23 protein-coding genes are annotated in these 25,968 nt (G+C 70.0%); 8 read left to right on the top strand and 15 right to left on the bottom strand.

The window, feature by feature from the left end; translation table 11 throughout:
* Positions 1-26 precede the first annotated feature (26 nt).
* On the top strand, positions 27-584 hold the full coding sequence (locus CP978_RS24695; protein ID WP_144401481.1) for a hypothetical protein: 558 nt from the start codon (positions 27-29) through the stop codon (positions 582-584).
* A 47-nt stretch (positions 585-631) separates the two neighbouring features.
* Positions 632-949, top strand: coding sequence for a DUF397 domain-containing protein (locus tag CP978_RS24690; protein WP_043444393.1), 318 nt, complete (start codon positions 632-634; stop codon positions 947-949).
* Between the two features lie 127 nt (positions 950-1,076).
* On the opposite strand, the gene CP978_RS24685 is transcribed toward CP978_RS24690, so the two are convergent.
* The 7 genes from CP978_RS24685 to CP978_RS24655 all read right to left on the bottom strand — a co-directional run bounded on the left by CP978_RS24685 (position 1,077) and on the right by CP978_RS24655 (position 7,589).
* Positions 1,077-2,279 carry a S8 family serine peptidase gene (locus CP978_RS24685; RefSeq protein ID WP_376697958.1) on the bottom strand — a complete coding sequence of 401 codons (1,203 nt, stop codon included), beginning with the start codon at positions 2,277-2,279 and terminating at the stop codon, positions 1,077-1,079.
* 266 nt (positions 2,280-2,545) lie between these two features.
* On the bottom strand, positions 2,546-2,845 hold the full coding sequence (locus tag CP978_RS24680; RefSeq protein ID WP_043444389.1) for a WXG100 family type VII secretion target: 300 nt from the start codon (positions 2,843-2,845) through the stop codon (positions 2,546-2,548).
* 78 nt (positions 2,846-2,923) lie between these two features.
* Positions 2,924-3,238 (bottom strand): WXG100 family type VII secretion target, encoded by a 315-nt coding sequence (locus CP978_RS24675; RefSeq protein WP_237693759.1) that lies wholly within the window; start codon positions 3,236-3,238, stop codon positions 2,924-2,926.
* A 190-nt stretch (positions 3,239-3,428) separates the two neighbouring features.
* Positions 3,429-4,616: a S8 family serine peptidase gene (locus CP978_RS24670; protein ID WP_311775026.1), complete on the bottom strand. Its 1,188-nt coding sequence runs from the start codon at positions 4,614-4,616 to the stop codon at positions 3,429-3,431.
* A 129-nt stretch (positions 4,617-4,745) separates the two neighbouring features.
* Positions 4,746-6,575, bottom strand: a complete 1,830-nt coding sequence (locus tag CP978_RS24665; RefSeq protein WP_079162295.1) for a hypothetical protein — start codon at positions 6,573-6,575, stop codon at positions 4,746-4,748.
* A gap of 2 nt (positions 6,576-6,577) precedes the next feature.
* Entirely contained in the window at positions 6,578-7,015 is a 438-nt protein-coding gene (locus CP978_RS24660; protein ID WP_043444382.1) for a DUF2563 family protein, read from the bottom strand.
* Positions 7,016-7,235: 220 nt separating this feature from the next.
* Positions 7,236-7,589 (bottom strand): DUF4333 domain-containing protein, encoded by a 354-nt coding sequence (locus CP978_RS24655; protein ID WP_043444380.1) that lies wholly within the window; start codon positions 7,587-7,589, stop codon positions 7,236-7,238.
* A 402-nt stretch (positions 7,590-7,991) separates the two neighbouring features.
* Here CP978_RS24655 and CP978_RS24650 point away from each other — a divergent pair, with 402 nt between their 5' ends.
* The 3 genes from CP978_RS24650 to CP978_RS24640 are packed head-to-tail and all read left to right on the top strand — an operon-like array spanning position 7,992 to position 10,125.
* Positions 7,992-8,303, top strand: coding sequence for a hypothetical protein (locus tag CP978_RS24650; RefSeq protein WP_043444378.1), 312 nt, complete (start codon positions 7,992-7,994; stop codon positions 8,301-8,303).
* 19 nt (positions 8,304-8,322) lie between these two features.
* On the top strand, positions 8,323-9,561 hold the full coding sequence (locus CP978_RS24645) for a putative T7SS-secreted protein (protein WP_052454261.1): 1,239 nt from the start codon (positions 8,323-8,325) through the stop codon (positions 9,559-9,561).
* Between the two features lie 57 nt (positions 9,562-9,618).
* Positions 9,619-10,125: a hypothetical protein gene (locus CP978_RS24640; protein WP_174498671.1), complete on the top strand. Its 507-nt coding sequence runs from the start codon at positions 9,619-9,621 to the stop codon at positions 10,123-10,125.
* Positions 10,126-10,167: 42 nt separating this feature from the next.
* On the opposite strand, the gene CP978_RS24635 is transcribed toward CP978_RS24640, so the two are convergent.
* The 3 genes from CP978_RS24635 to eccB all read right to left on the bottom strand — a co-directional run bounded on the left by CP978_RS24635 (position 10,168) and on the right by eccB (position 13,722).
* Positions 10,168-10,872, bottom strand: coding sequence for a hypothetical protein (locus CP978_RS24635; protein ID WP_043444376.1), 705 nt, complete (start codon positions 10,870-10,872; stop codon positions 10,168-10,170).
* Between the two features lie 85 nt (positions 10,873-10,957).
* On the bottom strand, positions 10,958-12,136 hold the full coding sequence (gene mycP / locus CP978_RS24630; RefSeq protein WP_052454619.1) for a type VII secretion-associated serine protease mycosin: 1,179 nt from the start codon (positions 12,134-12,136) through the stop codon (positions 10,958-10,960).
* A 56-nt stretch (positions 12,137-12,192) separates the two neighbouring features.
* Positions 12,193-13,722 (bottom strand): type VII secretion protein EccB, encoded by a 1,530-nt coding sequence (gene eccB / locus CP978_RS24625; protein ID WP_043444371.1) that lies wholly within the window; start codon positions 13,720-13,722, stop codon positions 12,193-12,195.
* Positions 13,723-13,949: 227 nt separating this feature from the next.
* Here eccB and eccE point away from each other — a divergent pair, with 227 nt between their 5' ends.
* The 3 genes from eccE to CP978_RS24610 all read left to right on the top strand — a co-directional run bounded on the left by eccE (position 13,950) and on the right by CP978_RS24610 (position 19,597).
* A complete protein-coding gene (gene eccE, locus CP978_RS24620) occupies positions 13,950-15,302 on the top strand; it encodes a type VII secretion protein EccE (RefSeq protein ID WP_174498670.1) in 1,353 nt (450 codons plus the stop codon).
* A complete protein-coding gene (locus tag CP978_RS24615; RefSeq protein ID WP_043444369.1) occupies positions 15,302-16,144 on the top strand; it encodes a hypothetical protein in 843 nt (280 codons plus the stop codon). Before eccE ends, CP978_RS24615 begins: the two co-directional genes overlap by 1 nt.
* A gap of 384 nt (positions 16,145-16,528) precedes the next feature.
* Entirely contained in the window at positions 16,529-19,597 is a 3,069-nt protein-coding gene (locus CP978_RS24610) for an SCO5717 family growth-regulating ATPase (protein WP_150478303.1), read from the top strand.
* 94 nt (positions 19,598-19,691) lie between these two features.
* Here CP978_RS24610 and CP978_RS24605 read toward each other — a convergent pair whose 3' ends face one another.
* From CP978_RS24605 to infB, 5 genes are all read right to left on the bottom strand, one after another.
* Complete coding sequence (locus CP978_RS24605; protein ID WP_043444365.1) at positions 19,692-20,642, bottom strand: bifunctional riboflavin kinase/FAD synthetase; 951 nt, start codon at positions 20,640-20,642, stop codon at positions 19,692-19,694.
* 277 nt (positions 20,643-20,919) lie between these two features.
* The gene (gene truB, locus CP978_RS24600; protein ID WP_043444363.1) at positions 20,920-21,825 is read right to left on the bottom strand and encodes a tRNA pseudouridine(55) synthase TruB; all 906 of its coding nucleotides are present in this window, start codon (positions 21,823-21,825) and stop codon (positions 20,920-20,922) included.
* Positions 21,822-22,274, bottom strand: a complete 453-nt coding sequence (gene rbfA, locus CP978_RS24595; RefSeq protein ID WP_043444361.1) for a 30S ribosome-binding factor RbfA — start codon at positions 22,272-22,274, stop codon at positions 21,822-21,824. The genes truB and rbfA overlap by 4 nt, the downstream gene beginning before the upstream one ends.
* A 37-nt stretch (positions 22,275-22,311) precedes the next feature.
* The gene (locus CP978_RS24590; protein WP_043444359.1) at positions 22,312-22,605 is read right to left on the bottom strand and encodes a DUF503 domain-containing protein; all 294 of its coding nucleotides are present in this window, start codon (positions 22,603-22,605) and stop codon (positions 22,312-22,314) included.
* A gap of 250 nt (positions 22,606-22,855) precedes the next feature.
* The gene (gene infB / locus CP978_RS24585) at positions 22,856-25,909 is read right to left on the bottom strand and encodes a translation initiation factor IF-2 (protein ID WP_150478302.1); all 3,054 of its coding nucleotides are present in this window, start codon (positions 25,907-25,909) and stop codon (positions 22,856-22,858) included.
* Between the last annotated feature and the right edge of the window lie 59 nt (positions 25,910-25,968).

The following is a 25,968-nucleotide window of genomic DNA, read 5'->3' as shown; positions in this document are numbered from 1 at the left end:
GGTCCCATGCCGACCGGTTCATCGCGATGAACGTACGCATCAACCGGCCCGGCGCAGCACTCATCACCCTTTCCTTCGCGGCCGCCTGTGCCGGATGCTCCGGATCGGACCGGGGATACTCGGTGCCGACCTCGGTCTGTGGCTTTCCCGCGCCCGAGAGCGTCGTTGGACCCCTTCTGCCGGACGGGGACAAAGTCGGAGAGGTTCCGGGCGGATCCGACTCCGGCGGCACGTCCCAGGGCTGTGACGTCCTCGTGGACCAGAAGCGCGCCTTGACCGTCACCGTCAGCAAGGTGAAGAAGTTCTACGACCCGATGTCCGAACTCGAGAGCTTCAAATTCACCGACAGGGCGGAAATGACCCGCCTCGGTTTCGACGGCGCCGGCGCCGTGGGGGACAAGAGCTCCATGGTCAGTGCGAAGTGCGGCGTCGACGGCGCACCGTATGTGAACGTGGATGTAACGGTGAACCCCGACGTCAACAGCGACACCTCGAAGCGGCGCAAGGATCTCGAGCGCTTCGCCCGCGCATACACAACCGGAGTGCTGAAGAACCTGGGCTGCCCGCCGCCCCATGCCGAGTAAGGTGGATGGGCAGTTCTTTCGCGCGTCAGGAAGGGGGCGGCCGTCCGATGGCCGATGCTCAGGACAAGGGTGCCGACGCCCGGACCGAGGATGTCAAGGCCCGCAAGGAGCGTGAGAAGAACGAGCTCTATGCCCTCGACATCTCCGGTGTGGAGTGGCACAGCGCTCCCGGCACCGAGGAGCACGAGGAGCGCGTCGAGATCGCGTACCTGCCCGAGGGCGCCGTGGCGATGCGGTCGTCACTCGACCCCGAAACCGTGCTGCGGTACACGGAGGCCGAATGGACGGCCTTCGTACTCGGGGCGCGGGACGGGGAGTTCGACCTGGAGCCGACATCAGGGAACGGCGGGGCAGAGGCGGAGTAGGCCATGTTCCAGTGGAGCTTGGAACTGCTCCGAGTTCCCCTCTCGGGAGGGGATGAGAGGCAGGCCCTGTCGTGGTGAATCAAGTCAACCCGAGGATGTGCGCTCAAGCATCCCTGGGTTGACGTCTTCACGCTCTCCTGCGTGCACGCTTGACGGCGAACGCACCACCGCCGATGACTACCACCGCCGCGACGGCACCGAGGCCGATCCACAGGGTGCTGCCGTCGTCGGACGACTTCGAAGTAGATTCTGCCGCCACGGTCTCGCCGCCTGAAGGGGATTCCGGAGCTTGTGACGGGGCCGGTACGGAACCGGAAGGCGAGGGCGTGGCCCCACCGGCCTCGTTCGCCTTACCGAGGGGATCCGAATCGGCCGGGCCCGGGTTGTACCCGCTGTCCTCCAGAACCTTGCGCGGACGCACGATTCCATAACCGAGATACTTGCTCGGGATGTCCTTCTTCCAGGTACGCCCGGCCGTGTCGATCAGAGACCGCAGGACCTGGTTGGCGGTCCAATCGGGATGAGCGGACCAGATGAGGGCGGCGGACGCGGAGGCGATCGCTGAGGCCTGGCTGGTTCCTTGGCCGGCATCGCAGTAGGAACGCAAGGTCTTGTCACACCAGTAGGGGATGTCCAGTCCCGGCGCGGCAAGGTCGACGTTGTTGCCGTACGACGAGAATTTGGTCACCGTACCGGACGCGTCGACGGCGGAGACACCCACGACATAGGGATATCCAGCCGGATATCCGACGGATCCCTCACCCTGCTCGCCTTCGTTCCCCGCGCCCGCGATCAGCAGTTTGCCCTTCGACATCGCGTAATTGATGGCGGCTTCTTCTCTGGCACTGACATAGGCACCACTGAAGGACATGTTGATGATCTTGGCGTCCGTATCGGCAGCGGCGCGAATCGCCTGGTACGGCTCAGGCGTCTTCTGCCTCTCGCTCCCCTTCAAACTGTTGAGACGTACGCGGTAAGGAACGATCTTCGCCCCTGGTGCCAGCCCTTTCAAACCACCGCCAGAACCTGTTCCAGCAATCAATTCCGCCAGGGTTGTCCCGTGACCGTCATAGTCTTCGGTGGCACGGTAGGAGACAGGTTTGGGAACATCATTTCCCAATATCTGCCCCTTGAGAGAAGGGGTCTCCGTGACGCCGGTGTCCAGCACTGCGACCTTGACCCCTTCACCCGTGCTGACTTTCCACATCTGGTCGGCCTGCATCGACGCCAGATACCACTGTTTCGCCTGCACGTCTTCGGCGGCGGCGCTCGGCGCCATTCCCACGGACACAGATGCAAGAGCAGCGAGAGTGGCACTCAGAGCAGACACACGTCTCACGGCACTTCCCCCGAATGATGCTGTATGTCTGCCGTGTCGGTCGATGCTTCGCCTCATGGTGCCGTCTGTCCTCGCTCGCCTTTTAGTTGTTTTCCGGCGGAACATTACGCCGCGGTGTGTTTCTCGGACATCACTCAGCACGGCGACAACCGGTTCACCCGCCTCGTGGAGGCCTACTTCCATACGCTCGCGGTCGGCAAGCGAAAGGGTGGGCACCTCCCGTGCGTGCCCACCCTTGCGTCTGCGGCTGACCGGGGTCAGCGGAAGTAGCTGGCGGCCTTCTTGTCGCCGCCCATGTACGTACCGCCGGCCGTGCCCACCACATGCCCGATACTCTGCAGCGCCTGGTGGATGTCGGCGGCTTCCTTGTCCCACGCCGCCTGCTTCTCGCCGTACGTGCTCTGGGCTTCGCCCTCCCAGTACTGCACGGTGTTGGCCACCAACTGCTTGATCTCCTGCAGATCGGTCTCCAAGGCCTTCGCCTCGTTGCCGATCGTGGTCGCCGCGATGTCGAGACCGTCGTATGTGACGGCAAGGCCGTCCTGGTTGTTCGCCATGATGTGTTGCCTACCTCGTCAGACTCGTGGGTGGAGGAGAACTACTGACTTCTGCTGCCGTACCGCGTCCGATGCGCCTCAGTAACCGGCGAACGGCGACTTCGGAACCGTGGAGGCTCCGTCATAGAGGTCGATCTTCCGCATGGTCTCGCGAACCTGCTCCTCGCTGTCGTCCTTGATCTTCCGGGTTCCGGTCATCGCGTCCAGGAACTCCGTGAGGATCCGGCCCATGCGGGCCAGCGACTCATTGATCTCGTACTGCTTCTTGTCGAACTCGGCACGGCCGATGCCGTGCCACTGTCCCTCCAGGCCGTCGATGACGCCCTGGAGCTTGTGAACACGCGTCCGGATGTTCTCGAACTTTTCGGCGATCTTCTTTTCGAGTTCCGCCATCTGGCTGTCTGTAAGCCGCTGCCCCTGTGCCATTACTGGCCCTTTCTCGTGGTGTTCCGGTGGAGCTCGGAACTGCTCTGGCTGCCCTCTCGGGAAAGGAGGAGAGGGAGGTCCTTTTCGTGGTGCAGGCGAGTCAACCCGGGGATGCCTTCAGGCTTTTGTGCGCTCCGGCATCCCCGCGTCGACGCCTTCACGCCCTGCTGCGTGCACGCTTGACGGCGAACGCACCACCGCCGATGACTACCACCGCCGCGACGGCACCGAGGCCGATCCACAGGGTGCTGCCGTCGTCGGACGACTTCGAAGTAGATTCTGCCGCCACGGTCTCGCCGCCTGAAGGGGATTCCGGAGCTTGTGACGGGGCCGGTACGGAACCGGAAGGCGAGGGCGTGGCCCCACCGGCCTCGTTCGCCTTACCGAGGGGATCCGAGTCGGCCGGGCCGGGGTTGTACCCGCTGTCCTCCAGAACCTTGCGGGGACGCACGATTCCATAGCCGAGATACTTGCTCGGGATGTCCTTCTTCCAGGTACGCCCGGCCGTGTCGATCAGAGACCGGAGAACCTGGTTCGCGGTCCAGTCGGGATGAGCGGACCAGACCAGGGCGGCGGACGCGGAGGCGATCGCTGAGGCCTGGCTGGTTCCTTCGCCGGCATCGCAGTAGGAACGCACGGTTCTGTCACACCAGTGCGGAATGTCCACGCCCGGAGCAGCCAGGTCGACGTAATTGCCGTACTGGGACGTCGGGGAGACTTTCCCCGAACGGTCAACAGCCGATACACCCACAACTTGTCTGTACGCGGCAGGATATTGCGGCTTGTTGCCTTCCTTGGCGTTGTCTCCCACACTCGCGATCATCAGCACACCATGCTCGACCGCGTAGTCGAGCGCCGCGTCACCGACGATTTGTGTGCCGATCACGTATTGGTTGCCAACCGTGATGTCGATGATCTTTGCGCCCTTGTCGACCGCGGCCATGATGGCGGTGGCAAGCGGATAGTTGGGGTCGGGGAGTTCGTCGTGTTTGATGGCCGGCACACGAATCGGAATGATCTGCGCATCGGGAGCAAGGCCTTGTATCCCGCCGTCCTTGCCTGTGCCCGCGATGAGCTCAGCCGCCGTGGTCCCCTCGCCCGTCGTGTCCTGCGTGTCTGTCACGCTCCCCTTGGCGAGCCCGTCCTTGACCAGGGCATCGACCCCTTGCAGGACCTGTCCCCGCAGGGAGGGCGTGTCACGATTCACGCCTGAACCGATGATCGCGACCTTGATGCCTTTACCCTTGCTGACTTTCCACAACTGGTCGGCCTGCATCGAGTCCAGATACCACTGCTGCGCTTGGACGTCTTCGGAAGCGGCGCTCGGCGCCATTCCCACGGACACGGATGCAAGAGCAGCGAGAGCGGCACCCAGAGCAGACACACGTCTCACGACACGTCCCCCGAATGGTGCTGTTCGTCCGCCATGCCGGTCGATGCTTCGCCTCATGGTGCTGTCTGTCCTCGCTCGCCTCTAGTCGTTTCCCGGCGGCACATCACGCCGCGGCGTGTTGGGCAGTTGGGTTCCCTCATCCTCAGCTGCTCCAGCCGATCGCCGTGTGCCTTGCGGATTCTCACGGCCGGGAGACTGACGCTTCCCCGTGAGCCTTCGCAAGAGACCCGAGCCGCCAGAAGTGAAACCCGCCTTCTTGGTTCTCGCAGCAGAATTCCTTGCTGCCGGCTTGCCAGTCACGCCTTCGGGACTGCCCTGCGGCTTACGGCCTGGCGTCGCTTCCTCACCAGGTTTGGCACGGGAGGTTCTGGAGTTGTCGGGCGATCCGATGACCCCGCGCTGACTGGGTCGGCCGTTCGATGCCGGGGCGCCACTCCTGGATGCCTCACCACCGACGACCGTGCCACGGGGAACTCTGGGCGCGCGCTTGCCAGGTGCAGCCGCGCCGCTTGCGGGCTTACCTCCGACGACGCCATTACCACGCCCCGCACCCGTTGAGCGCCCAGCAGCACGCGCCGACGGCGTCACCCCGGACTGCTGGGTCCCTCCCGAGATTCCGCGGCCCGCCGCTGCCTGTCTCGGCCCCGATGTCCCACCTCTGGCGGTGCTCTGACCGGTTCCGCCCCTCGCGCTGGCCTGGTTGTTCGCGCGAGCCTGGTCGATGGGGTTTGCGACACGCGGAGCCGTTCCCCTTGCAGGACCGATGACTCCGGTATTCGGTGCGCTGGGTTTCCCCTTCGCCGACACAGGAGTCCGTGCACCGCCCGGTCCGATGCCGCGAGAGGAGAGCCCCCTGACGACAGGCTTGTTGTAACCCGTGACCGGGGGAGGCAGAAACTTATCCCCTGTGGTCGGAGGACTGGACACCGTGGACGGTGCATGCCCTACGCCTTCGATCCTGCGTTCCGGGAGCACACCGGCGCTGTCGATGTCTGTCCCGACATCGCGGCCCGGGTAGTCAACCCGCCCCTGCGCTTTCTCGGGGGTTGGCGTAAAGGCTTTCTCCTCCACCCGTCCAGTAGCAGCGGGAGAGTGATCTGCCGGCATCGACGGCTCACCGCTGCCCCGATGCGTCGGAGTCTGTCGCCCGGCAGGCTCCGTGACTCTTCCACCGGACGGCTCCGGGACCCCCACATCCGGCATCGACTCGAACTTCGGCGGCTCCAGGGCGGCGAGTTGTTCCTCGGACACCACGTAGTACGACGACAACCGGTTCATCTGGTTGATCGCCTCTTGGCGGTTCTTCTCCACCTTCACCGCGGCGGCGTACTCATGGTTGGTCTCGACCCGCTCGGGTGCGGCGAAGTCCTCGGCCCTCTTCTGGACAAGCCTGTTGTCACGGGACGGCATGGCGCTGCGCACGGATGCCAGGCCCGTCGCCGCCGCCGAGATCTGGTCGCCCGCCGTGCCGGCGAAGTCGCCCAGCGCGTCGGCGTGCTTGACCAGACTGGCGCCCCAGGCACGGAACGCCTCACCGGACTCACCGACCCAGTGAACTCTGTCGATATGGCCGTCCAGCTCTGCTGCCGCCGCCTTGATGGCATCACGCGCGTCCCAGAGGGCCTGGCCCGAAGACTCAAGGTCCGCCGGATTGGTCTGCTCGACCAGATCGAGCATCTCGTTGAGCTTGTGCCCCTCGAAGTTCGTCCGCCGGGAGGTGCGGAGCGCTTCGCCGGCCGGGCTGCTGTTCAGCACGGCGGCACGTAGCATCCGATTGAGGCCGAAGGGGCCGCCGCTTTCAGGCAACTCCTCGACAGTCCTCGTGAAGTCCGTGACGGCGTTCTGTCCGGCAACTCGGTCTCTGTCGGCCTGGTGCGGCACATAGGGGCCGTACTGCTGGTTGTCCGACATTACTAGAAGTCTCCAGCCTTGACGTCGCTCGTCCGCCGGTCCGCGTCCTGGCCTTCCCTGATCTCTACCTGGATCTGCCAGAATCGCCGACGCTGCTCCTCTTCAAGATTGCCGAAGCCCCGCTGCGCGCCCTGGACCGCGATGCCGATCGCCTCGATCTGCAGATTCAGCAGCTTGGAGAGCGAGGTGAGGCGCTCGTGCACCCGGTTGTACTGGGCGTACAGGCCGTGCGCCTCAGGGAAGGCGCTGCTGCTCCCGCTGTTGAGCGATGACGCCGAGATCGTCTGGGCGCCCACCTTCGTGGGGTTGCCCGCCGACGCCTCGAAGTCGGCCAGCAGGGCGTTCACCCGCTTCTGGAAGGTCGACAGCGCCTCGCTGCTGGCCTCCAGGTCGGCTGCCCGTGCCGGTGAGGCTCCACCCACCATGTCGTCAGGGATCACGTCGCGTCCCCTTCCCCGTTCCCCGTTGGTCCACCCGGCGTCCTCCCGAGTGGTCGTGCACAGCCGCTCCGTACGGCCTCTGCCGTGCCCTCAACCACTGTATCCAGCTCGGCCGTTGCGGTTCAGCCCCGAATCGTGTGGCGTGCCTGCCCCGTGCCGTGTCGCCGATCAGATGTACGCGATCGCCACTCGTGAAGGACGGTCCGGAAAGGACCGGTTGTCACTGTGCGGCCGGAGAGGCCGTGGCGTCGGCCTTGATGTCGAAGTCGATCCGGCTTCCCTCGACGGCGGAAACGGTGACCGACACGCCCAACGTACTGCCGTCGGCGGCCGTGAGCGTGCATCGAGTGGTGTTACCGACCTTGCCGACGAGGTCCTCGGGACAGGTGATGTCCGGCTTTTCCCGGCCGGTCGAGGCGGCGAGCTTTTCGGCGACCGTGTCGGCCAGCTTGTCCGCGGCCAGTTCCGGCGCGGAGTTTCCTATGGTGATCGAGCCCGAGCAGCCGACCAGCAGCACACCGGCGGCCACCGCGGAAAGGCTCCAAGTCACCGTGGACGTACGGGCCATGGCCATGGCGAGCTCCGTTCCAGGTGGCCGGGGAAGAAGACGCCGGAAGCATACTCGGCGGGGGCGCTCCGGGCACGTCCCCCGGAGGGGCGGCCCGGTATCGGCCGAAGAGGCTTCACCACATCCGCGAACGGCCTTCACTCACAAGAACAGATCGAAAACAGTCGGTGCGGAACTGGTGCGAGGGCGAGCAATTCGACTTTCTTGATGACCTGAGCCTCACTTCTTCCCGGTCAAGAGAAAACAAAACCGCGCGGCCTCTCGGTCGTCGACAGTGATCATCTTCCAAAGCACGTTCATGCGGGCCGCGTTGCCCACCTCACCCGGTGCTAAGCTTCGCGCGCCGATGGTCATGATCGCGCCAAAATGGGCGGATGTGGCTGAAAATTGACGAAGGGAAAGTCGGCGGTGGCTGATCCGGACCTGGGTGTGGATTCGGACGCTCTGAAGAAGGGCGCCAAGGACGTCATCGAAGCTCTGCGCCCGACCGAAGGGTTCGGCCTCGAGGAGCCGGCCGGGCGGAGTTCGTCGTTCGGCGAGGCGTCGGCGTCCTCGGCGTTCGTGGAGTTCTGCGCCACCTGGCAGGCCGGCACCCAGATCCTCTGTGGACGTACGGCCGGACATGCCGCCGGAGTCGTCTCGGCGAAGAGCACCCTCGCGGGGACGGACGGGGACATCCGCGACGCGGCGGGCTCCGTCAAGACCGACCAGGGCCGGTAAGGGCAGGAGCAGGGGAACGGTGGCAGCTGCGCTCGGTTCGACGACGGATCCCAAGGCGCTCATACCGGGTGACGTCGAAACGCTGACCGATCTCGCGGGGACCATGACGCGCTGGTCGGAGAAGTTCGACAAGGTCGGGGCCAACCTGCGGGACCTCAGGGTTCCGGGCTGGCACGGCGAGGCCGGTGACGCCTTCTTGAGGAGCCTGTCCGAAGAAAAGGGCAACTGGTACACCGCCTCGGACCACTTGTCGGGCGCGGCGACCGCCATCACCTCGTACAGCGGTGTGCTCGGCTGGGCACAGGGCCAGGCGGCCGACGCGATAGCGAGGTGGGAGGACGAGGACCGCACCGGGGCGCAGGAGGTGCTCGACCATGCGCGCACCCGGCTGGAGAGCGCGAGCACCACGCTGTCAGCCGAGCTCGGCAGGCTCGCCGGCGGCGCCGCGGACAGCCCGTCCTGGCTCACCCGGGCGAAGCAGGTCATCGAAGATCTCGGCATCGGCGACACCCGCTTCGGCTACGACGGGATCCGGCAGTACGGGAACAACCCCGCAGACAAGCACACCTGGCAATGGGGCCATCAGGGCGGCAACGCCGGCGACGACCCCGACGCCCCGAGGAAGCCCAGCTGGGCGGTGAAGATCGCCGGGGTCAGCGGGGGCGCCGACGTCTGGTCCGCGAACGCCCGGGGCGAGACGACGGTGGGCGGCGTCAAACTGTCCGGGGAGACCGGTGTCTCGCTGCTCGGCGTGGACGGCAGCGCCTTCGCGGGGATCACCGACGGAAACCTGGAGCTCAAGGCGACGGGCAACGCCTATCTCGCCAAGGCCACGGCCTCGGGCAGCGCCGAGTACGGGATCATCGGCTTCCAGGGCCAGGGCAGCGCCAGGGTCGGCGCCAACGCCGAGACGAAGGTCGCGGCGGGCAAGGACGGTCTGAACACGGGCGCGGAGGCGTTCGCCGGCGCGAAGGCCCAGGGGTCGGCCTCCGCGGACGTGGGCGGTATAGGGGCCGGTGTGACCGGGGAGGCGTGGGCCGGGGCGGGGGCCTCGGCCACCATGGATCTCGGCAAGGGCGATGACGGCAAGTACCACATCGGCGGTGAACTGGGCGTCGGCCTGGGTATCGGCGCCAAGGTGGGCTTCCAGTTCACCGTCGACACGGACGAGGTCATCGACACAGTCTCCGACGCGGCGGGCGCGATCGGCAGTGCGGCGGAATCCGTCTGGAACCACTCGCTCGGCGCGTTGTTCTAGTCTGCTCAAAGACCACTCAAAGGCTGATCAGAGAATCACCGAGGAAGAGGGTTCACCATGACGGCCACCCTGCCGGTCAAGATCTCGTTCTCGTTGCCGGACGGCTGGCGGTCGGCCCCACCGGACGAGGTCGGGGCGCCCGGGGCCGCCTTCGTCGCCCTCCACCCCGCCGCCACGGACGGGTTCACGGCGAACATCACCGTCGCCGGACGGATGCGCGACGACGCCGCCACCATGCGGGAGATCGCCGACGAGTCGGTGCAGCGCCTCGGCCAGGCGGGGACGGTGCAGGTCCTCAAGAAGGAAGAAGTGGGCACGCCCGCCATCCCGGGTCTGACCGACTCGCCGGGAGTGGTGCAGGACCTGCGCCTGTCCACGACCCTGCGCGGTGAACCGCTCGAACTGGTGCAGAGCCAGGTCTACCTCGGCATGGAGGACGTCCACCATCCGTCCCGGCGTGCCGTGCTCGAGCTGGTGCTCACGGCGAAGCCGGAGCAGCTGCCGGAGGTACTGGACGACTTCAAGGAGTTCGTCCGCTCGGTGCGGCCGGACCAGGACTCCTGATCCTGCCGACGGTCTCGGACCGCGGACCGTACGTCGACGGTGTCAGGCCGCGGACCAGACCTGCGGTGGGATGCGGTCCAGCACATCACACAGATAGTCGAGCCGCTCGTCCAGGTCCTGCGGGCTCAGGCGGCCCCGGCGCCAGGTGAGCAGCTCGTCGTGGTGCAGCCGGAGCGGGGCGTCCTTCACGGCCCGGGGGTCCGTGGTCAGGAAGGGCACCACGGCCCCGGTCAGGGCGTTGCGGGCGAACGACTCGTCGTCCGTGATCACCCGGAACGCCTCGTCGAAGTCCGGCACCCCGAACCGCACCAGCCGTCCCCGCCCCGTCATGCCGTCGAGCGGCTGCGGCCGACGGACCACCAGTTCGGGACCCGGTCCCGGCGCGGTGACCGTGAACACCGTCCAGTAGGTGGGCCGGTTGCGGCCCGGACCGTCATGGACACCCATCGTGCCGGTCGCGTACTGGAAGCAGCAGAAGCCGCGGCCCCGGAACTCGCCGGTGATGTAGTGCGTCGCCCGCAGATTGCGCCCGGAGACGGGCAGCGGGGCCGTGCCGCAGAGCCGGTCGACCACCCCTTGCGTGGTCTGCTGATAGCTCCAGCCGCGCTCCTGGGCGAGCCGGACCGCTGCCGCTCTCTCCTGCACGCTGCGGGCCTCGCTCCTCCGGACCCTGACGGCCAGGGTGACGACGAGGGCGATGATCCCGCCCGCGACCAGGATCACGAGAATCGGCATCAGTACGTTCATGGCACGGGATTATGTCCGACGGCCGGTCCGGCAAGGCGAGACCGCATGCCGACGGCTCGTCGGCCCCGCCGGCGGACCGGCGCCGTCACGCCCGCCGACGCCGGCGTGCGTCCCGTACCGCCACCGCCGTGCCCGCCGTGCCCGCCACCAGGACCGCCGCGCCCACCGCCGCATAGGTGGCCAGGCGGATGTTGCGTTCGTCCGCCGTCTCGCCGAGATCCAGCCTGGCCGGGGTCGGTGCCTCCGCCTTCGACAGGCCCTCCCGGGCGGACGGGGACTCGATCGGGTGGTCGTCCTCCGTGAGTGCGGCCACCGGGTCCACCACACCCCAGCCGACCAGGCGGTCATGGCCCGCGATCGAGCGCTCCGCGGTCTGTTCGATCTGGGCGACGATCTCGCGGGCCGTCCAGTCCTGATGCTTCGCCTTGATCAGGGCCGCCACACCCGCCACATACGGGGCGGAGAAGCTGGTGCCGTTGTCCGAGCAGTGACCGCCCTTCGGGACCGTGGAGATCATGTCGACGCCCGGCGCCGCCACGCCCACGAAGTCTCCCGACTGGGAGAACGCCGCCCGCTCGTTGTTGCGGTCCGAGGCGGCCACCGCCAGAACACCCTTGTACGACGCGGGGTAGGTCGGCTTGACGTTGCCGCCCATGCCGTCGTTGCCCGCCGACGCCACCACCACGATCCCCCGGGCCAGCGCCGCCTCCACCTCCTGCCGCAGCTCGGGGGTGGGCTCCACCGCGTCCGCCGTGTCCTGGGAGATGTTGATGACGTCCGCGCGCTTGGCGACCGCGTGGCGGATCGCGTCGGCCAGCGTCCCCGCCGTGCCATGGCCCTCCGCGTCGTTCTGCTTGATGGGGATGATCGTCGCCTCGGGGGCCAGTCCCACGAAGCCCGTGCCCTTCGCGGGGCGGGCCGCGATGATGCCCGCCACACGGGTGCCGTGGCCCACCGTGTCCGTGGTGCCGTCGGGCCTGCCCCGGTCGATCTTCTCGCCCTTGTCGTCCTTGGTGGGCAGGAGGTTGGTGCCCAGGGACGCGTCCACCGCGGAGGTGAGCTGAGAGTTCGTGGTGTCGACGCCCGTGTCGATCACCGCGACCCGTACGCCCTTGCCCTTCGACTGGGTCCACAGTTCGTCCAGGAGGACACGCTGCAGGGCCCATGGGCGGCCCTCGTACTTCTTGTTCGGGAACGTGCACTGGTCGCCGGCCGCCAGGGCCGCAGGGGACCCCATCACGGTCGTGGTGGCGGTCACGACCATCACGCCCAGGAGTCCGGCACCGCGATGACGCGCGTACGGCATCTCCGCATCCCCCTCTACGAACCCTGCGGCTGTCGTGCCGCCGCCGTCGACAGGCGTGGGCCCGTCGGCAGGAACGCCGACCACTCCATGGGGACGGCGGCCGGGGTGACGCCGGCGTAGCCCAGCCGGGTCTGCGCCAGCTGTGCCTCCTGGTCGAGCTCCCGGCGTTCCTTGGCGGAGACGCCGATGCCCGCGTCGTCCGTGGCGCTGTCGGCGTTGGACTGCATGGCATAGCGCAGGCCGGTGTCGGTCACCAGGAAGACGCCGCCCGCCTTGGTCTCCTTGCCCTGGAACTGGCGGTAGAGCTGACCGGATCCGGGTGTGACATAGGCGCTGGAGGAGCCGGTCGGGAGCGTGGCGGGGAAGTCCGTGCCCGCCCAGGTGCTCAGCGTCGTGGCGCCGTCGGCCTCGTCGACGTCCCTGAGGACATTGCAGACGGTGTTGCGGCTGCCCGGTGCGGCGTCCGCGTCGTTGACGGCCCGCGGGGCGTGGGTCGGCCACTTGTGCTCCGCCGCGAACTCCGTCAGTGCGGGCACGAAAGCGCCGGCGCTGACGTCGAGCGCCTTGCCTGCCTGCCCGAGGCTGGTCAGATCGCTGCTGTTGAGGAGCAGTTGGGCGGTGAAGTCGGAGACCGGTGCCACCTTGCCCGTCTCGACGAGGTAGTACTGCTGCGTATCGCCGTTGGGGGCCCGGAGAACCATGCCCACCTTGTTCGCCCCTTCGGGCAGGCTCCCCGACACTCCGGCGTCGGCGGCGATCGGGCCGGCCACCTCCGGGAAGGTGATCGGGTCGCCCTGGTGGAGGGTGGCCAGCCACTGCTGGGACACCCGCTGCGGTGCGCGGCCGGAGCGGACCAGGGTGCGCAGCAGCAACTCGTCGTCCTTGTCGACCTCGTACGACGTGCCGGACGCGTCCACGATGTAGCGGGTACCGTCCGGGCCCGCCACATACAGCAGTTCGCCGCCCATGAGCTTCTGCTTGCGGCCCTCGGTCCGGTCCATGTCCCGGGAGGCGAGGACGAAAGCGGCCTTCTGGATGGACCGGCCGCCGGCGCTGGGGCGTTCGCACACGGCCCAGCGCTTGGCGGCGCCGGCCTCGCCCTCGGAGGGAAGCCGGTCGGGGGCGTAGGGAATGCCGATGGTGACGCCGTGCGGGATGTCGCCCTTGTCGAGGATGGACTCGTCGACGGTGACGACATCGCCCTTGCCGGTGTTGAGGACGAGTTTCGCGGACGCCATGTTGAGGACCGGGTGCAGCTGTGTCTTCTTGCCCGTCTTCAGGACCACATAACGGGTGGTCGACTTGCTGGCGATGATCACCTTTTCGCCGGGGGTGTCCCACCCTTTCGGCGCCGTCGGCTTGAACATCCCCCATGCGCCGAACGCGGCCATGACGATCACCCCGACGAGGGTGCCGGGCAGTACGGCACGCAGCGGACGCGGGGCACCCTCGTCCGAGGCGTCCGGGGACGACTGGACGAAGGACGCGAGCATGCGGCGCTTCGCAAAGGTGTAGGCGTTGAGCTGGTCCCGCCGAGATGCCATCTGAGCCTGTGTCTCCCCCGTGATTCGCCGGATTCGCGTGCTCCGCAGCCCGTGCCGCTGACCCTGGTCTGCGTTGTCGGACCGGGCCCCTACTATGCCTGGTACGAGAACGGACTCATGGAGCGGGTAGGGTACCCGGGCCCTCAAGGGGCTTGCGCCGGGGCCTTGTTCCAGCGGGCCCGGGGCCCCACTGAAGCGAGTTGTGAACACATCGGGGGGATGGAGTGATGGCTTCCGGAACGCGCGCCCGGTCGCACGACCGGACGCAGCCGCCGGATCGTTCGGCCTCCGCGTCGGCGCCGCGGCGCGGGACGTCCGCGCCGCACACACCGCCGCGGCAGCAGTCCCGTTCCCAGCCGGACCGGCCCGGGGCGCTGCACCTCAAGACGAGCCGAAGGCGGTCCGGGGCGTTCCGGTTGCAACGGATCGTGTTGCTGGAGCTGGCGGCCGCCGCGCTGCTCGTCGGCTGGGTGGTCGGTCCGCTGGCACTGATCCCGGCGGCCGTGTGCGCGGTGCTGCTCGTGCTGCCGGCGACCGTGCGGCGCCGTGGCCGCTCCCTGCCGGAATGGCTCGCCACGGCTCGGGCGCTGCGGGCACGGCGGAAGCGGGCCGCGGCGGCGCCTCCGGGCACCGAGCCGGGGCTGGCGCCCGCCGTGGAGTGCGAGCCGGGGCTGCGGACCTCTTCCCACCGGGGCCGGGAGCGACGGCCCGTCGGGATCATCGGTGACGGGACGTTCGTCAGCGCCGTCGTCCAGGTGGAGGCCGACTCCACCGCGCTGCGGGCCGAGCGGACCCGGCAGCCGCTGCCCCTGGCCCTGATACGGGACGCGCTCGAGGTCGACGACATCCGTCTGGAGTCCGCGCAGGTCGTGCTGCACACGCAGCCGTCACCCGCCATCCATCTTCCGCAGCAGTCCGTCGCGGTGAGCAACTACGCGTCGCTGCAGGCCCAGACCGGTGCACCCGCCGTGCGCATCACCTGGATCGCCCTGAAGCTGGACCCCGAGCTGTGTCAGGAGGCCGTCGCCGCGCGCGGGGGCGGGCTCGAGGGGGCGCAGAAGTGTGTCGTGCGGGTCGCCGACCACCTGGCGAGCCGGCTCACCGGTGCCGGATTCCGGGTGACTCTGCTGAACGAGGAGGAGCTGACCGCCGCCGTCGCCACCTCGGCCTGCGCCAACCCGCTGGTCACGGCGGAGGCCGGACGGGCGGAGGCGCCGCAGCGCCGTACCGAGGAGACCGGCCGCAGCTGGCGCTGCGACAACCGCAGGCACACGACGTACTGGATACGCCGCTGGCCCCAACTCGGTGACCAGGGGCCCTCCTTGCCCCAGTTCGTCGCCCTGATGACGGCTGTTCCGGCGCTCGCCACCACCTTCAGCCTGACCCTGGCGCGCGGCGAACGGCAGGAGGTGTCGCTCGCCGGTCATCTCCGGGTCACGGGACATGACGACGACGAACTGGTGGCGGCCCGGCGGGCCTTGGTGCAGGCCGCACGCCAGGCGGGGGCCGGGCTGACCCGACTCGACCGCGAGCAGCTGCCCGGGATGCTCGCCACGCTGCCCCTGGGGGGTGCTCGTTGATGGCCATGACCACGGGGCAAGGGCCCACGGCAGGACCGGGCGCCTACGGTCGGCAGGGCTCGTCCGGCGCGGACGGTGCGTACGGTTCCACCGGCGCCCCCGTGCCCGGCCGGCCCTCGGCCGCCGCGCGGCTGCGGGATCAGGTGCGGCACGGCTTCGGTCTCGTCGGGCCGCGGAACGGGCGGCACACGCTCTCCGCCGACCAGGTCGACACCCTCGCGCTCCCCATCGGGGACGACGGGGTCGTCATCGGCGTGGACACGGAGGGGCAGCCCGCCGTGCTCGGCGTCAACCGGCCCACACCGTACGACGTCGTCCTGATCGGCGGTCTGTGGACCGCGCAGGTGCTCGCTCTGCGGGCGGCCGCGACCGGCGCGCGGGTCGCGGTGGAGACCGGCCGGGCACAGCACTGGATGCAGATGGTGCACGCCATGGGCGGCGGTCAGAACGGCATGTCGGTGTACGACGTGGGGCGGGTACCGCCCCAGGGTGCCTCTGCCGGGAATCCGGTGCTGGTGGTGCGCGACTGCGGTATGCGTCCGCCGCGCGGACGGGTCGTCTCCGGGCCGTGGCAGGCCGTGCTGACGCTGCTGCCGTACCTCAGCCCGGTCGCTCCCCGGCTGATCCGGCAGGCGCGGCTGGTCGGCGTGCAGCGGGTGTCACCGGACGAGGCCGCGGAGATAGGCCGCACGATGGCCTTGCCGCGGACGGACGTGGAGACGCTGCCGACGCTGCACGACGGACTCACCCTCTGGTGCACCGATCGCGATCGCCAGTATGTGATGACCCAGCCGACGGACGCCGAGACCGGATTGCTGGGCATGCCCCGCCGGATGGACTGACCGCTCGGGGACATGATGAACAAGGGGTGAATCCACCGCCGTCGGGCGGCTCATGACGCGGCGGGCACGTGGGGAGGGGCGGACGGCCCTGCCCCGGGGGCGCTCATGGTGATTAGGCTGGGACCGGGCGCGGCTCCAGAAGCGTGGCGAACTGTCGGAACCTCCGGGGAAGACCGTTCGGATCCGGGTGGCAGCGGATGCCAGGGGATGCCCGGGGATGACATCTTGGCATCCCCAGGCATGCGGTGGCTCCCGGTGGGGACAGGTCCCTGCAACTCGCACGGTTCGTACGGTTCATGGGGCTCGTACGGCTCATGGAACTCGTACGACGAGCACGGTCGCCCCATCACGGCACGAGGGTGCTCGACCACACCAGGAGGAATTGTGAACAGCGATCGGAACGGGTTCCGCGGGGGCTGGGCTTCACCCGACGACGACCAGTCCGACGCCGAGTCCGCCATCGAGATGACGGGCGAGTTCACCATCGACTACGCGCCGCCCGCCTGGTACACGCAGAACGCGTCGGGCGGGTCGGCGGACACCCCGGCGGCGGCTGCGGACCCTCGGAGTCCGGCCGCTCCGGTTCCGCCGGTCGGCGACCCGGTCGACATGCCGGACCCGGCGCCCGGCGACGGCCGTCCCGGGTGGACCCCGTCGTCCGACGAGCCCGCGGACGACTCCTCGGACGGGGACCTGGAGAGCGGCGCCACGATGCGGTTCTCGCCGGTGGCGCTCAAGCACGATGTCGAGCGGCTCGCCGCCGACGCGGCGGCCGAGGGCACACAGGCGGGCCCGGACGACGACGGGGAGCCCGGTGAAGACGCCGGGAGCGGGGGCGACTTCACGCTGAGCGCGCCCGCGGTGGACTCCCCGGCCGCGGCTGACGGCCCGGTGAGCGGGGAAACGGAGAGCGAGCCGGACGGCGGCACGAGCGAGCAGGACTCCGCCGCCCGGAACGGAGACGGCGCGGAGGCCGGTGAAGCCGACGGTTCCGAGGCGGCGGGCGAAGCCCCGTCCACGGCCTCCGGTACGGAAGGTGACGCCTCCTCGGACGACGCTGCCTCGGGTGACGGTGTCTCCGGTGACGGTGTCTCCGCCGGCTCGGACTCTCCGTCCGCCGACGCCGCTCCCGTCGGCACGGACGGCGAACCGGCCTCCGCGGACGCCTCGGACCGGGCCCCCGGGGGCGAGGAGGGCGACAGCCCGGCTCCCCAGGACGCCGGCGCCGCCCCCGCCCAGCCCTCCGCTCCCGATGCCTCGGGGGGCGCACAGCCGCCGCAGGGCTGGACCCCTCCGCCGGTGCCGCAGAACACGGTTCCGCCGTTGCCGCCCGCCTACCAGCCGGCGGCGCCCGGCGCGCCGGGGCAGTGGCCCACCCAACCCCCGCAGGCGGACGCCGCCGCGCCGGGCCAGGCCCAGCCGCAGCCGCCCGTTCCACCCCAGCAGCCGGTCCACCCGGGGGTGCCGCAGCCCGCCCCCGGCGCCTGGAACCAGCCCGCGCCCGGGGCACCCGTCGGCGCGCAACCGCCCGGCTACGGGTTCCCCCAGGCCGGTGTCCCCATGCCCCCGCAGGTCCCGGGCGCGCCGCACCCGTCGGCCGGTTACGGGTTCCCCCCGCCGCCGGTCCCGGCGCCCCCGGCCCCCGACTCCCCCACCGGGCCCGCCGGTTACGGCTTCCCCCAGCATGGCGGCCCGGCTCCGGCCCCGCACGCCCAGGCCCAGGCCCCGCAGCCGAACGCCCCCGCTCCTGCCCCGGACCCCGGGGCCCCGCAGCCTCCCGCCCCGCAGCCCGGCTACGGCTTCCCGCCGCACGCCGCGGGCCCGCAGGGCGGTTACGGATTCCCGCAGCAGCCCGCGCAGCAGCAGCCCCCGGTCGATCCGCGGCTGGGTGCCGCCTGGCCGCAGCCCGTGCAGCACGACCAGCGGCAGCCGACCAACTCCGGGGGCGCGCCCCTCGGATACACCGCCGCGGTGGAGCTGTCCTCCGACCGGCTGCTCAACAGCAGGAAGCAGAAGGCGAAGAGCAACCGCCCGGTCGGAGGCGGCCGTTTCAAGCTCGGCGGCAAGAAGGAGGAGGCCGAGCGGCAGCGGAAGCTGGAACTGATCCGCACCCCGGTGCTGTCCTGCTACCGGATCGCCGTCATCAGCCTCAAGGGCGGTGTCGGCAAGACCACCACGACCACCGCGCTGGGCGCCACCCTCGCCACCGAGCGCCAGGACAAGATCCTCGCGATCGACGCCAACCCGGACGCGGGCACCCTCGGCCGCCGGGTGCGACGCGAGACCGGTGCCACCATCCGTGACCTGGTCCAGGCGATCCCGTACCTCAACTCCTACATGGACATCAGGCGGTTCACCTCGCAGGCCCCCTCCGGCCTGGAGATCATCGCCAATGACGTCGACCCGGCCGTCTCCACGACCTTCAACGACGAGGACTACCGCCGTGCGATCGATGTGCTCGGCAAGCAGTACCCGATCATCCTGACCGACTCCGGCACCGGTCTGCTGTACAGCGCGATGCGGGGCGTGCTCGATCTGGCCGACCAGCTCATCATCATCTCGACGCCGTCGGTGGACGGTGCGAGCAGCGCCAGCACCACCCTGGACTGGCTGTCGGCGCACGGCTACGCGGATCTGGTGTCGCGGTCCCTCACCGTCATCTCCGGGGTCCGGGAGACCGGCAAGATGATCAAGGTGGAGGACATCGTCGCCCACTTCGAGACGCGGTGCCGCGGAGTGGTGGTCGTCCCCTTCGACGAACATCTGGCGGCGGGCGCCGAGGTCGACCTCGACATGATGCGGCCCAAGGTGCGGGAGGCGTACTTCTCGCTGGCCGCGCTGGTCGCCGAGGACATCGCCCGCCATCAGCAGTCGCACGGTCTGTGGACCTCGGACGGCAATCCTCCCCCGGTCGCCGCCCCGCCGATGCCGGGCCAGCCGTTCCCGGGTCAGATGCCCGGCCAGCAGGCTCCGGGCCAGGCGCCCTACGCCGGCCAGACGCCGGGCCAGCCGCCCTACCCCGGCCAGGTGCCGGGCCAGTACGCCCCGGGTCAGGTCCCCGGACAGCAGGCCGCGGGCCAGCCGTACCCCGGCCAGATCCCCGGGCAGATCCCCGGACAGCAGATGCCGGGTCAGCCGCCGTACCCCGGCCAGGTGCCGGGGCAGTACGCCCCCGGTCAGCCGTACCCCGGTGCGCCCGCGCCGGGTGCCCAGATCCCCGGACAGCAGACGCCGGGACACGGCCCCGGCCCTCAGTTCCCGGGACGGCCCGGACCGGACCCCCGGATCCCCGGGCAGCAGACGCCCGGCCACTTCCCCGGCCCCCCGTACCCCGCCCCGGGACACCCCCAGCCCGGTCAGCAGCCCGGCACACCCGAGCAGCCGGGCCGGACCGACCAGCCCCAGCCGCCGTATCCGCCGCAGCCTGGGCAGAACCCGCCGCCCCAGCAGTGACGGCGGCCGTCCGGCACGGGGACGGGACGACGAAACGGGGCGGCCCCCGCCTGATGGCGGGGGCCGCCCCCGTTCTGCCCCACGTCCCGCGGGCTCAGTCCTCGTCGGCCGCGACCAGCTCCCGGCAGCGCTTCACATCGTCCGCCATCTGTTCCAGCAGCGCTTCCAGCGACTCGAACCTGGCCTGGCCCCGGACGTACGCCAGGAAGTCGACCCCGACGTGCAGCCCGTACAGATCCAGGCCCACCCGGTCGATGGCGTACGCCTCCACGGTCCGCTCGGTGCCGTCGAACTGCGGGTTGGTGCCGACGGAGATCGCGGCCGGCATCGCCTCCCCCTCGACGTGCAGCCAGCCGGCGTAGACGCCGTCGGCCGGGATCGCGGTGTGCGGAAGGGTCTCGACATTGGCGGTCGGGAAGCCGAGCTCGCGCCCGCGCTGGGCTCCGCGCACCACCACGCCCTCGACCCGGTGCGGACGTCCGAGGATCTCGCGCGCGCCCGCGACATCGCCCTCGGCGATCAGCCGCCGGGTCAGGGTGGAGGAGAAGGGCTCGCCGCCGCCCGCCTCGCCGGTCACGAAGAGGTCCACCACCTCGACCTCGAAGTCATAGGTCTTGCCCTGCTCGGCCAGGAACTCCACGTTCCCGGTGGCCTTGTGGCCGAAGCGGAAGTTCGGGCCCTCGACGACGGCCTTGGCGTGCAGCTTGTCCACCAGGACCTTGACCACGAAGTCGGCGGCCGAGAGCCGGGAGAACTCGACGGTGAAGGGCAGGACCAGGACCGCGTCGACGCCCAGGCCGGCCATCAGCTCGGCACGGCGGTGGTGGGCGGCGAGCAGCGGCGGGTGGCTGCCGGGGCGCACGACCTCGCTGGGGTGCGGGTCGAAGGTGACGACGACGGAGGGAACGCCCAGCTCACGGGCGCGTTCCACGGCATGCCGGATGATCAGCTGGTGCCCGCGGTGGACCCCGTCGTAGGACCCGATGGTGACGACGCTGCGCCCCCAGTCCTGGGGGATGTCCTCCAAGCCTCGCCAGCGCTGCACTGTGACCGCTCCTTGTCGCACCTGTGTCCGTGTCTGCCTTCTGCGCAGGTCTAAGGGTGCCATGCCGGGTGGTCTGCGCCCGCATCGGCATGGTTGCTGTGACGGGCGGCACGTACGGGGCGAACGCGCCCCCTTCCGCTCCCTCGGTTCGCTTCCGAGCGCCCGCCCGAGAGGGTGAATGCACGGGAAGGGATGGATACACCTCTTGAGGGGGAACCGAGGGGGACCGTGGAGCGGCGGTTCTCATCCCCGTGACCGCCGCTCCACGGGCAGGACGTCAGCCGAACACGGCCAGGCTCCGTGCCTTGCCCTTCTGGGCCTCCACGAGCGCGACGAACTCGCCCTCGGGGCCGAAGACGGCGACGGGGCCGCGGCCGGCGTAGAGGTCGGGCATCTCCAGGCGCACTCCGTTGGCGAGCAGCCGGACCCGCTTGGCGTCCAGGTCCCAGCGCGGGAACGCGGCCACGGCGGCCTCGGCGACCGGCATCACGGTCAGCTCCTCCTGGAGCTGGTCCAGCGTGCGGGCGGATTCGAGCTTGTAGGGCCCGACCCGAGTGCGCCGCAGTGCGGTGAGATGGCCGCCGACGCCGAGGTCCGCGCCCAGGTCCCGGGCGAGGGCCCGGATATAGGTGCCGGAGGAGCAGACCACGGAGACCAGCAGGTCGAGCACCGGGGTGCCGTCCTCGGCGACCGCCTCCCGCACGTCGTACAGGGCGAAGGAGGAGACGGTGACCGGCCGGGCGGGGATCTCGAAGTCCTCGCCGTCACGTGCCCGCTTGTAGGAGCGCACACCGTTGATCTTGATGGCGCTGACCTTGGAGGGCACCTGGAGGATGTCCCCGGTCAGCTTGGCGATCCCGGCGTCGATCAGGTCCCGGGTGACCTCGGAGGCGTCGGTGGAGGAAATGATCTCCCCCTCGGCGTCGTCCGTGACGGTGTTCTGTCCGAGCCGGACGGTCCCCACGTACTCCTTCTCGGTCAGGGCGAGGTGGCCGAGAAGCTTGGTGGCCCTCTCCACGCCGAGGACGAGCACGCCGGTCGCCATCGGGTCGAGCGTGCCGGCATGGCCGACCCGCCGTGTCCTGGCGATCCCGCGCATCTTGGCGACGACGTCGTGCGACGTGAAGCCCGACGGCTTGTCGACGATGACGAGGCCGTCGGGCGGGGTGTGCTGCTGGGTCATTCGGTGCTGTCGTCCGTCTCGTCGGTGGACTCAGGCTTCTTGTACGGGTCGGCTTCACCGGCGTACGAGGCGCCGGTGGCCGTCTCGCGGACCTTCTCGTCGGAGGCGCGCGCCTTGTCGAGGAGGTCCTCGATGGTCCGGGCGTTGTCGGGCAGGGCGTCCGCGACGAACGCCAGGGTCGGGGTGAACTTCACCCCGGCGGCGCGTCCGACCTCGGAGCGCAGGATGCCCTTGGCGCTCTCCAGACCGGCGGCCGCGGCCTTGCGGTCCTCCTCGTCCCCGTACACCGTGTAGAAGACGGTCGCCTCCCGCAGATCGCCCGTCACCCGGGTGTCCGTGATGGTGATGTGCGTGCCGAGCCGCGGGTCCTTGATCCCGCGCTGCAGCTTCTGGGCCACCACCTCCCGGATGAGGTCCGCCAGCCTCTTCGCCCGCGCGTTGTCGGCCACTGGTCCGTCTCCCGTTCTTTCCTGATCTTGTTTCGGTTCAGTCGTCGTCGCCGTGGAAGCGCCGTCTCGCGGACAGCAGCTCCACCTCGGGGCGCCCGGCGACCAGCCGCTCGCACCGGTCCAGTACGTCGGTCAGATGCCCCGCGTCACCGGAGACCGCCGCGAGCCCGATGACGGCCCGCCGATGAAGGTTCATATGGTCCACCTCGGCGGCGCTCACCGCGTACTTCCGCTGGAGCTCGGCGACGATCGGGCGGACGACGGAGCGCTTCTCCTTCAGCGACCGTACGTCGCCGAGGAGAAGGTCGAAGGACAGAGTCCCCACATACATGTGTAGGTCCGGATGACCCGCCGGTACGGGATCGATGGCCCCGCCGCCGGAAGGGGCGGGGACACGAAAACCGTACAACGAACAGCCGAACGCATTCGACGGAGTTTCCGCCGGGCACCGCCGCTGACCCGTCCCGGACCATGGGCCGGACACGGGTCGGTCCGGGCCGGAACTGGGCTCCCGGACCCGGACTGACGGCGCACCGGCCGGCGGGACAGGGTCCCGCCGGCCGGTGCTCACCTTCGGGCTGTCACGCCCGCGGCTTCTCGCGCATCTCGTACGTCGCGATGACGTCGTCCACCTTGATGTCGTTGAAGTTGCCGAGGTTGATACCGCCCTCGAACCCTTCGCGGATCTCGGTGACGTCGTCCTTGAAGCGACGCAGGCCCTCGATGTTGAGGTTCTCCGCGACCACCTTGCCGTCGCGGATGAGCCGGGCCTTGGTGTTCCGCCTGACCTCGCCGGAGCGGATCAGGACACCGGCGATGTTGCCCAGCTTGGACGACTTGAAGACCTCGCGGATCTCCGCCGTACCGAGCTCGACCTCCTCGTACTCCGGCTTCAGCATGCCCTTCAGGGCCGCCTCGATCTCCTCGATCGCCTGGTAGATGACCGAGTAGTACCGGACGTCCACGCCCTCGCGCTCGGCCATCTGCGCCGCGCGGCCCGCCGCACGGACGTTGAAGCCGATCACGATGGCGTCCGAGCCCATCGCCAGGTCGACGTCCGACTCCGTGACCGCACCGACGCCGCGGTGCAGCACCCGGATGTCGACCTCTTCGCCGACGTCCAGCTGGAGCAGGGAGGACTCGAGGGCCTCGACGGAACCAGAGGCGTCACCCTTGATGATCAGGTTCAGCTGCTGGACCTCGCCGGCCTTCAGCACCTTGTCCAGGTCCTCCAGCGACACACGGCGCGTGCGCTTGGCGAACGCCGCGTTCCGCTCGCGGGCGGCACGCTTCTCGGCGATCTGGCGGGCCGTACGGTCCTCGTCGACCACGATGAAGTTGTCGCCTGCACCCGGGACGTTGGTCAGACCCAGGACCTGCACCGGCGTCGACGGGCCGGCCTCGGCCACGTTGTTGCCGTTGTCGTCGAGCATCGCCCGGACACGGCCGTACGCGTCGCCGACCACCATGGTGTCGCCGACCCGCAGGGTGCCTCGCTGGACGAGGACCGTCGCCACGGCACCACGGCCGCGGTCGAGACGGGACTCGATCGAGATGCCCTGCGCGTCCTGGTCCGGGTTGGCCCGGAGGTCCAGGGCGGCGTCGGCGGTGAGGACGACGGCCTCCAGCAGGCTGTCGATGTGCAGACCCTGCTTGGCGGAGATGTCGACGAACATCGTGTCGCCGCCGTACTCCTCGGCCACCAGGCCGTACTCGGTCAGCTGACCGCGCACCTTGGTCGGGTCCGCGCCCTCGACGTCGATCTTGTTGACCGCGACCACGATCGGCACGTCGGCCGCCTTGGCGTGGTTCAGGGCCTCGACCGTCTGCGGCATCACACCGTCGTTGGCCGCGACCACCAGGATCGCGATGTCCGTGGACTTCGCACCACGGGCACGCATGGCGGTGAACGCCTCGTGACCCGGGGTGTCGATGAAGGTGATCGCCCGGTCCTGGCCGTTGACCTCGGTCGCGACCTGGTAGGCACCGATGTGCTGGGTGATGCCACCGGCCTCGCCCGCGACGACGTTCGTCTTGCGGATGGCGTCGAGCAGGCGGGTCTTACCGTGGTCGACGTGACCCATGACGGTCACCACCGGCGGACGGACGACCAGGTCCTCCTCGGAGCCCTCGTCCTCACCGAACTCCAGGTCGAAGGACTCGAGCAGCTCGCGGTCCTCCTCCTCGGGGCTGACGATCTGAATCGTGTAGTTCATCTCGCCGGCGAGGATCTGCAGCGTCTCGTCGGAGACGGACTGCGTGGCCGTGACCATCTCGCCCAGGTTCATCATGACCGCGACGAGCGACGCCGGGTTGGCGTTGATCTTCTCCGCGAAGTCGGTGAGCGACGCACCGCGCGACATGCGAATGGTCTCGCCGTTGCCGCGAGGCAGCATCACACCGCCGACCGACGGGGCCTGCATGGCCTCGTACTCCTGACGGCGCTGCCGCTTCGACTTGCGGCCACGACGCGCCGGACCGCCGGGACGGCCGAACGCACCCTGCGTGCCACCGCGGCCACCCGGACCACCGGGACGACCGCCGAAGCCGGGACGGCCACCGCCGCCACCGCCGAAGCCGCCACCACCACCGGGACCGCCGCCACCGGGACGACCGGCGAAACCGCCGCCGCCACCGGGACGACCGGCACCGCCGCCACCGCCCGGACGACCGGCGAAACCGCCGCCACCGCCCGGACGACCGCCACCGCCGCCACCGGGACGACCGGCACCGGCCGGACCACGGCCGCCGGGGCCGGGACGCGGGCCGGCAGCGGGACGCTGCGGCATCATGCCGGGGTTCGGACGCGGACCGGCGGGGCCACCACCGGGACGCGGACCGCCCTGCGGACGGGGCATGGAACCCGGGGTCGGCCTGGGGCCGCCCGGAGCCTGCGGACGAGGACCGCCGGACGCGCCGCCCGGACGGGGACCGCCCTGGCCCGCGGCCTGCGGACGAGGACCACCGGGCGCGCCGGGCGCACCCGGACGCGGGGCTCCCGGACGGGGCGGACGCGCCATACCGGTGGAGCCACCGGAGGTGAAGGGGTTGTTACCCGGACGGGGACCCGCCGGACGACCACCAGGACGCGCGCCCTGGCCGCCCTGACGAGGACCGCCGGACCGTGCACCCTGGCCACCGCCCTGCCCCTGGCCGGGCGCGGCCGGACGTGCGCCGGGCTTCGGGCCGCCGGGGCCGGGACGGGCACCCGGACGCGGGGTCTGGGCAGCCGGAGCCGACGGCGGTGCCGTGAACTCGGGCGTGCTCGGGGCCGGGGACACCGGGGCGGGCCGCGGTGCGGGCTTGGGGCCCGGCGTGGGACGCGGACCCGGAGCCGGTGCGGCGGGCCGCTCGGCCGCCGGGGGCTTGGGGGCCGCCGGGCGCGGGGCGGCCGGGCGGGCCGCCTGCGCCGGGGAGGGTGCCGGCCTGGCCGGCGTGGCCTTGCGCGGGGCGGCGGGCTTTGCGCCACCGCCGTTGCCCTGCTGCAAGGCGTCGGTCAGCTTGCGTACTACGGGCGCCTCAATCGTGGAGGACGCCGAACGGACGAATTCACCGAGTTCCTGGAGCTTGGCCATGACGACCTTGCTCTCCACACCGAACTCCTTGGCGAGTTCGTAGACCCGGACCTTAGCCACTTCGCTCCTTTGAGGTCCGGGTTGCGGCCGGACCGTCGCTAGTTCATGGGCGTACTCAT

Origin of the sequence: Streptomyces nodosus (genome assembly GCF_008704995.1) — a bacterium.
GTDB lineage: Bacteria > Actinomycetota > Actinomycetes > Streptomycetales > Streptomycetaceae > Streptomyces > Streptomyces nodosus.
The sequence above is the reverse complement of the archived record's forward strand: the minus strand, read 5'-3'. Positions and strand labels throughout refer to the sequence as shown.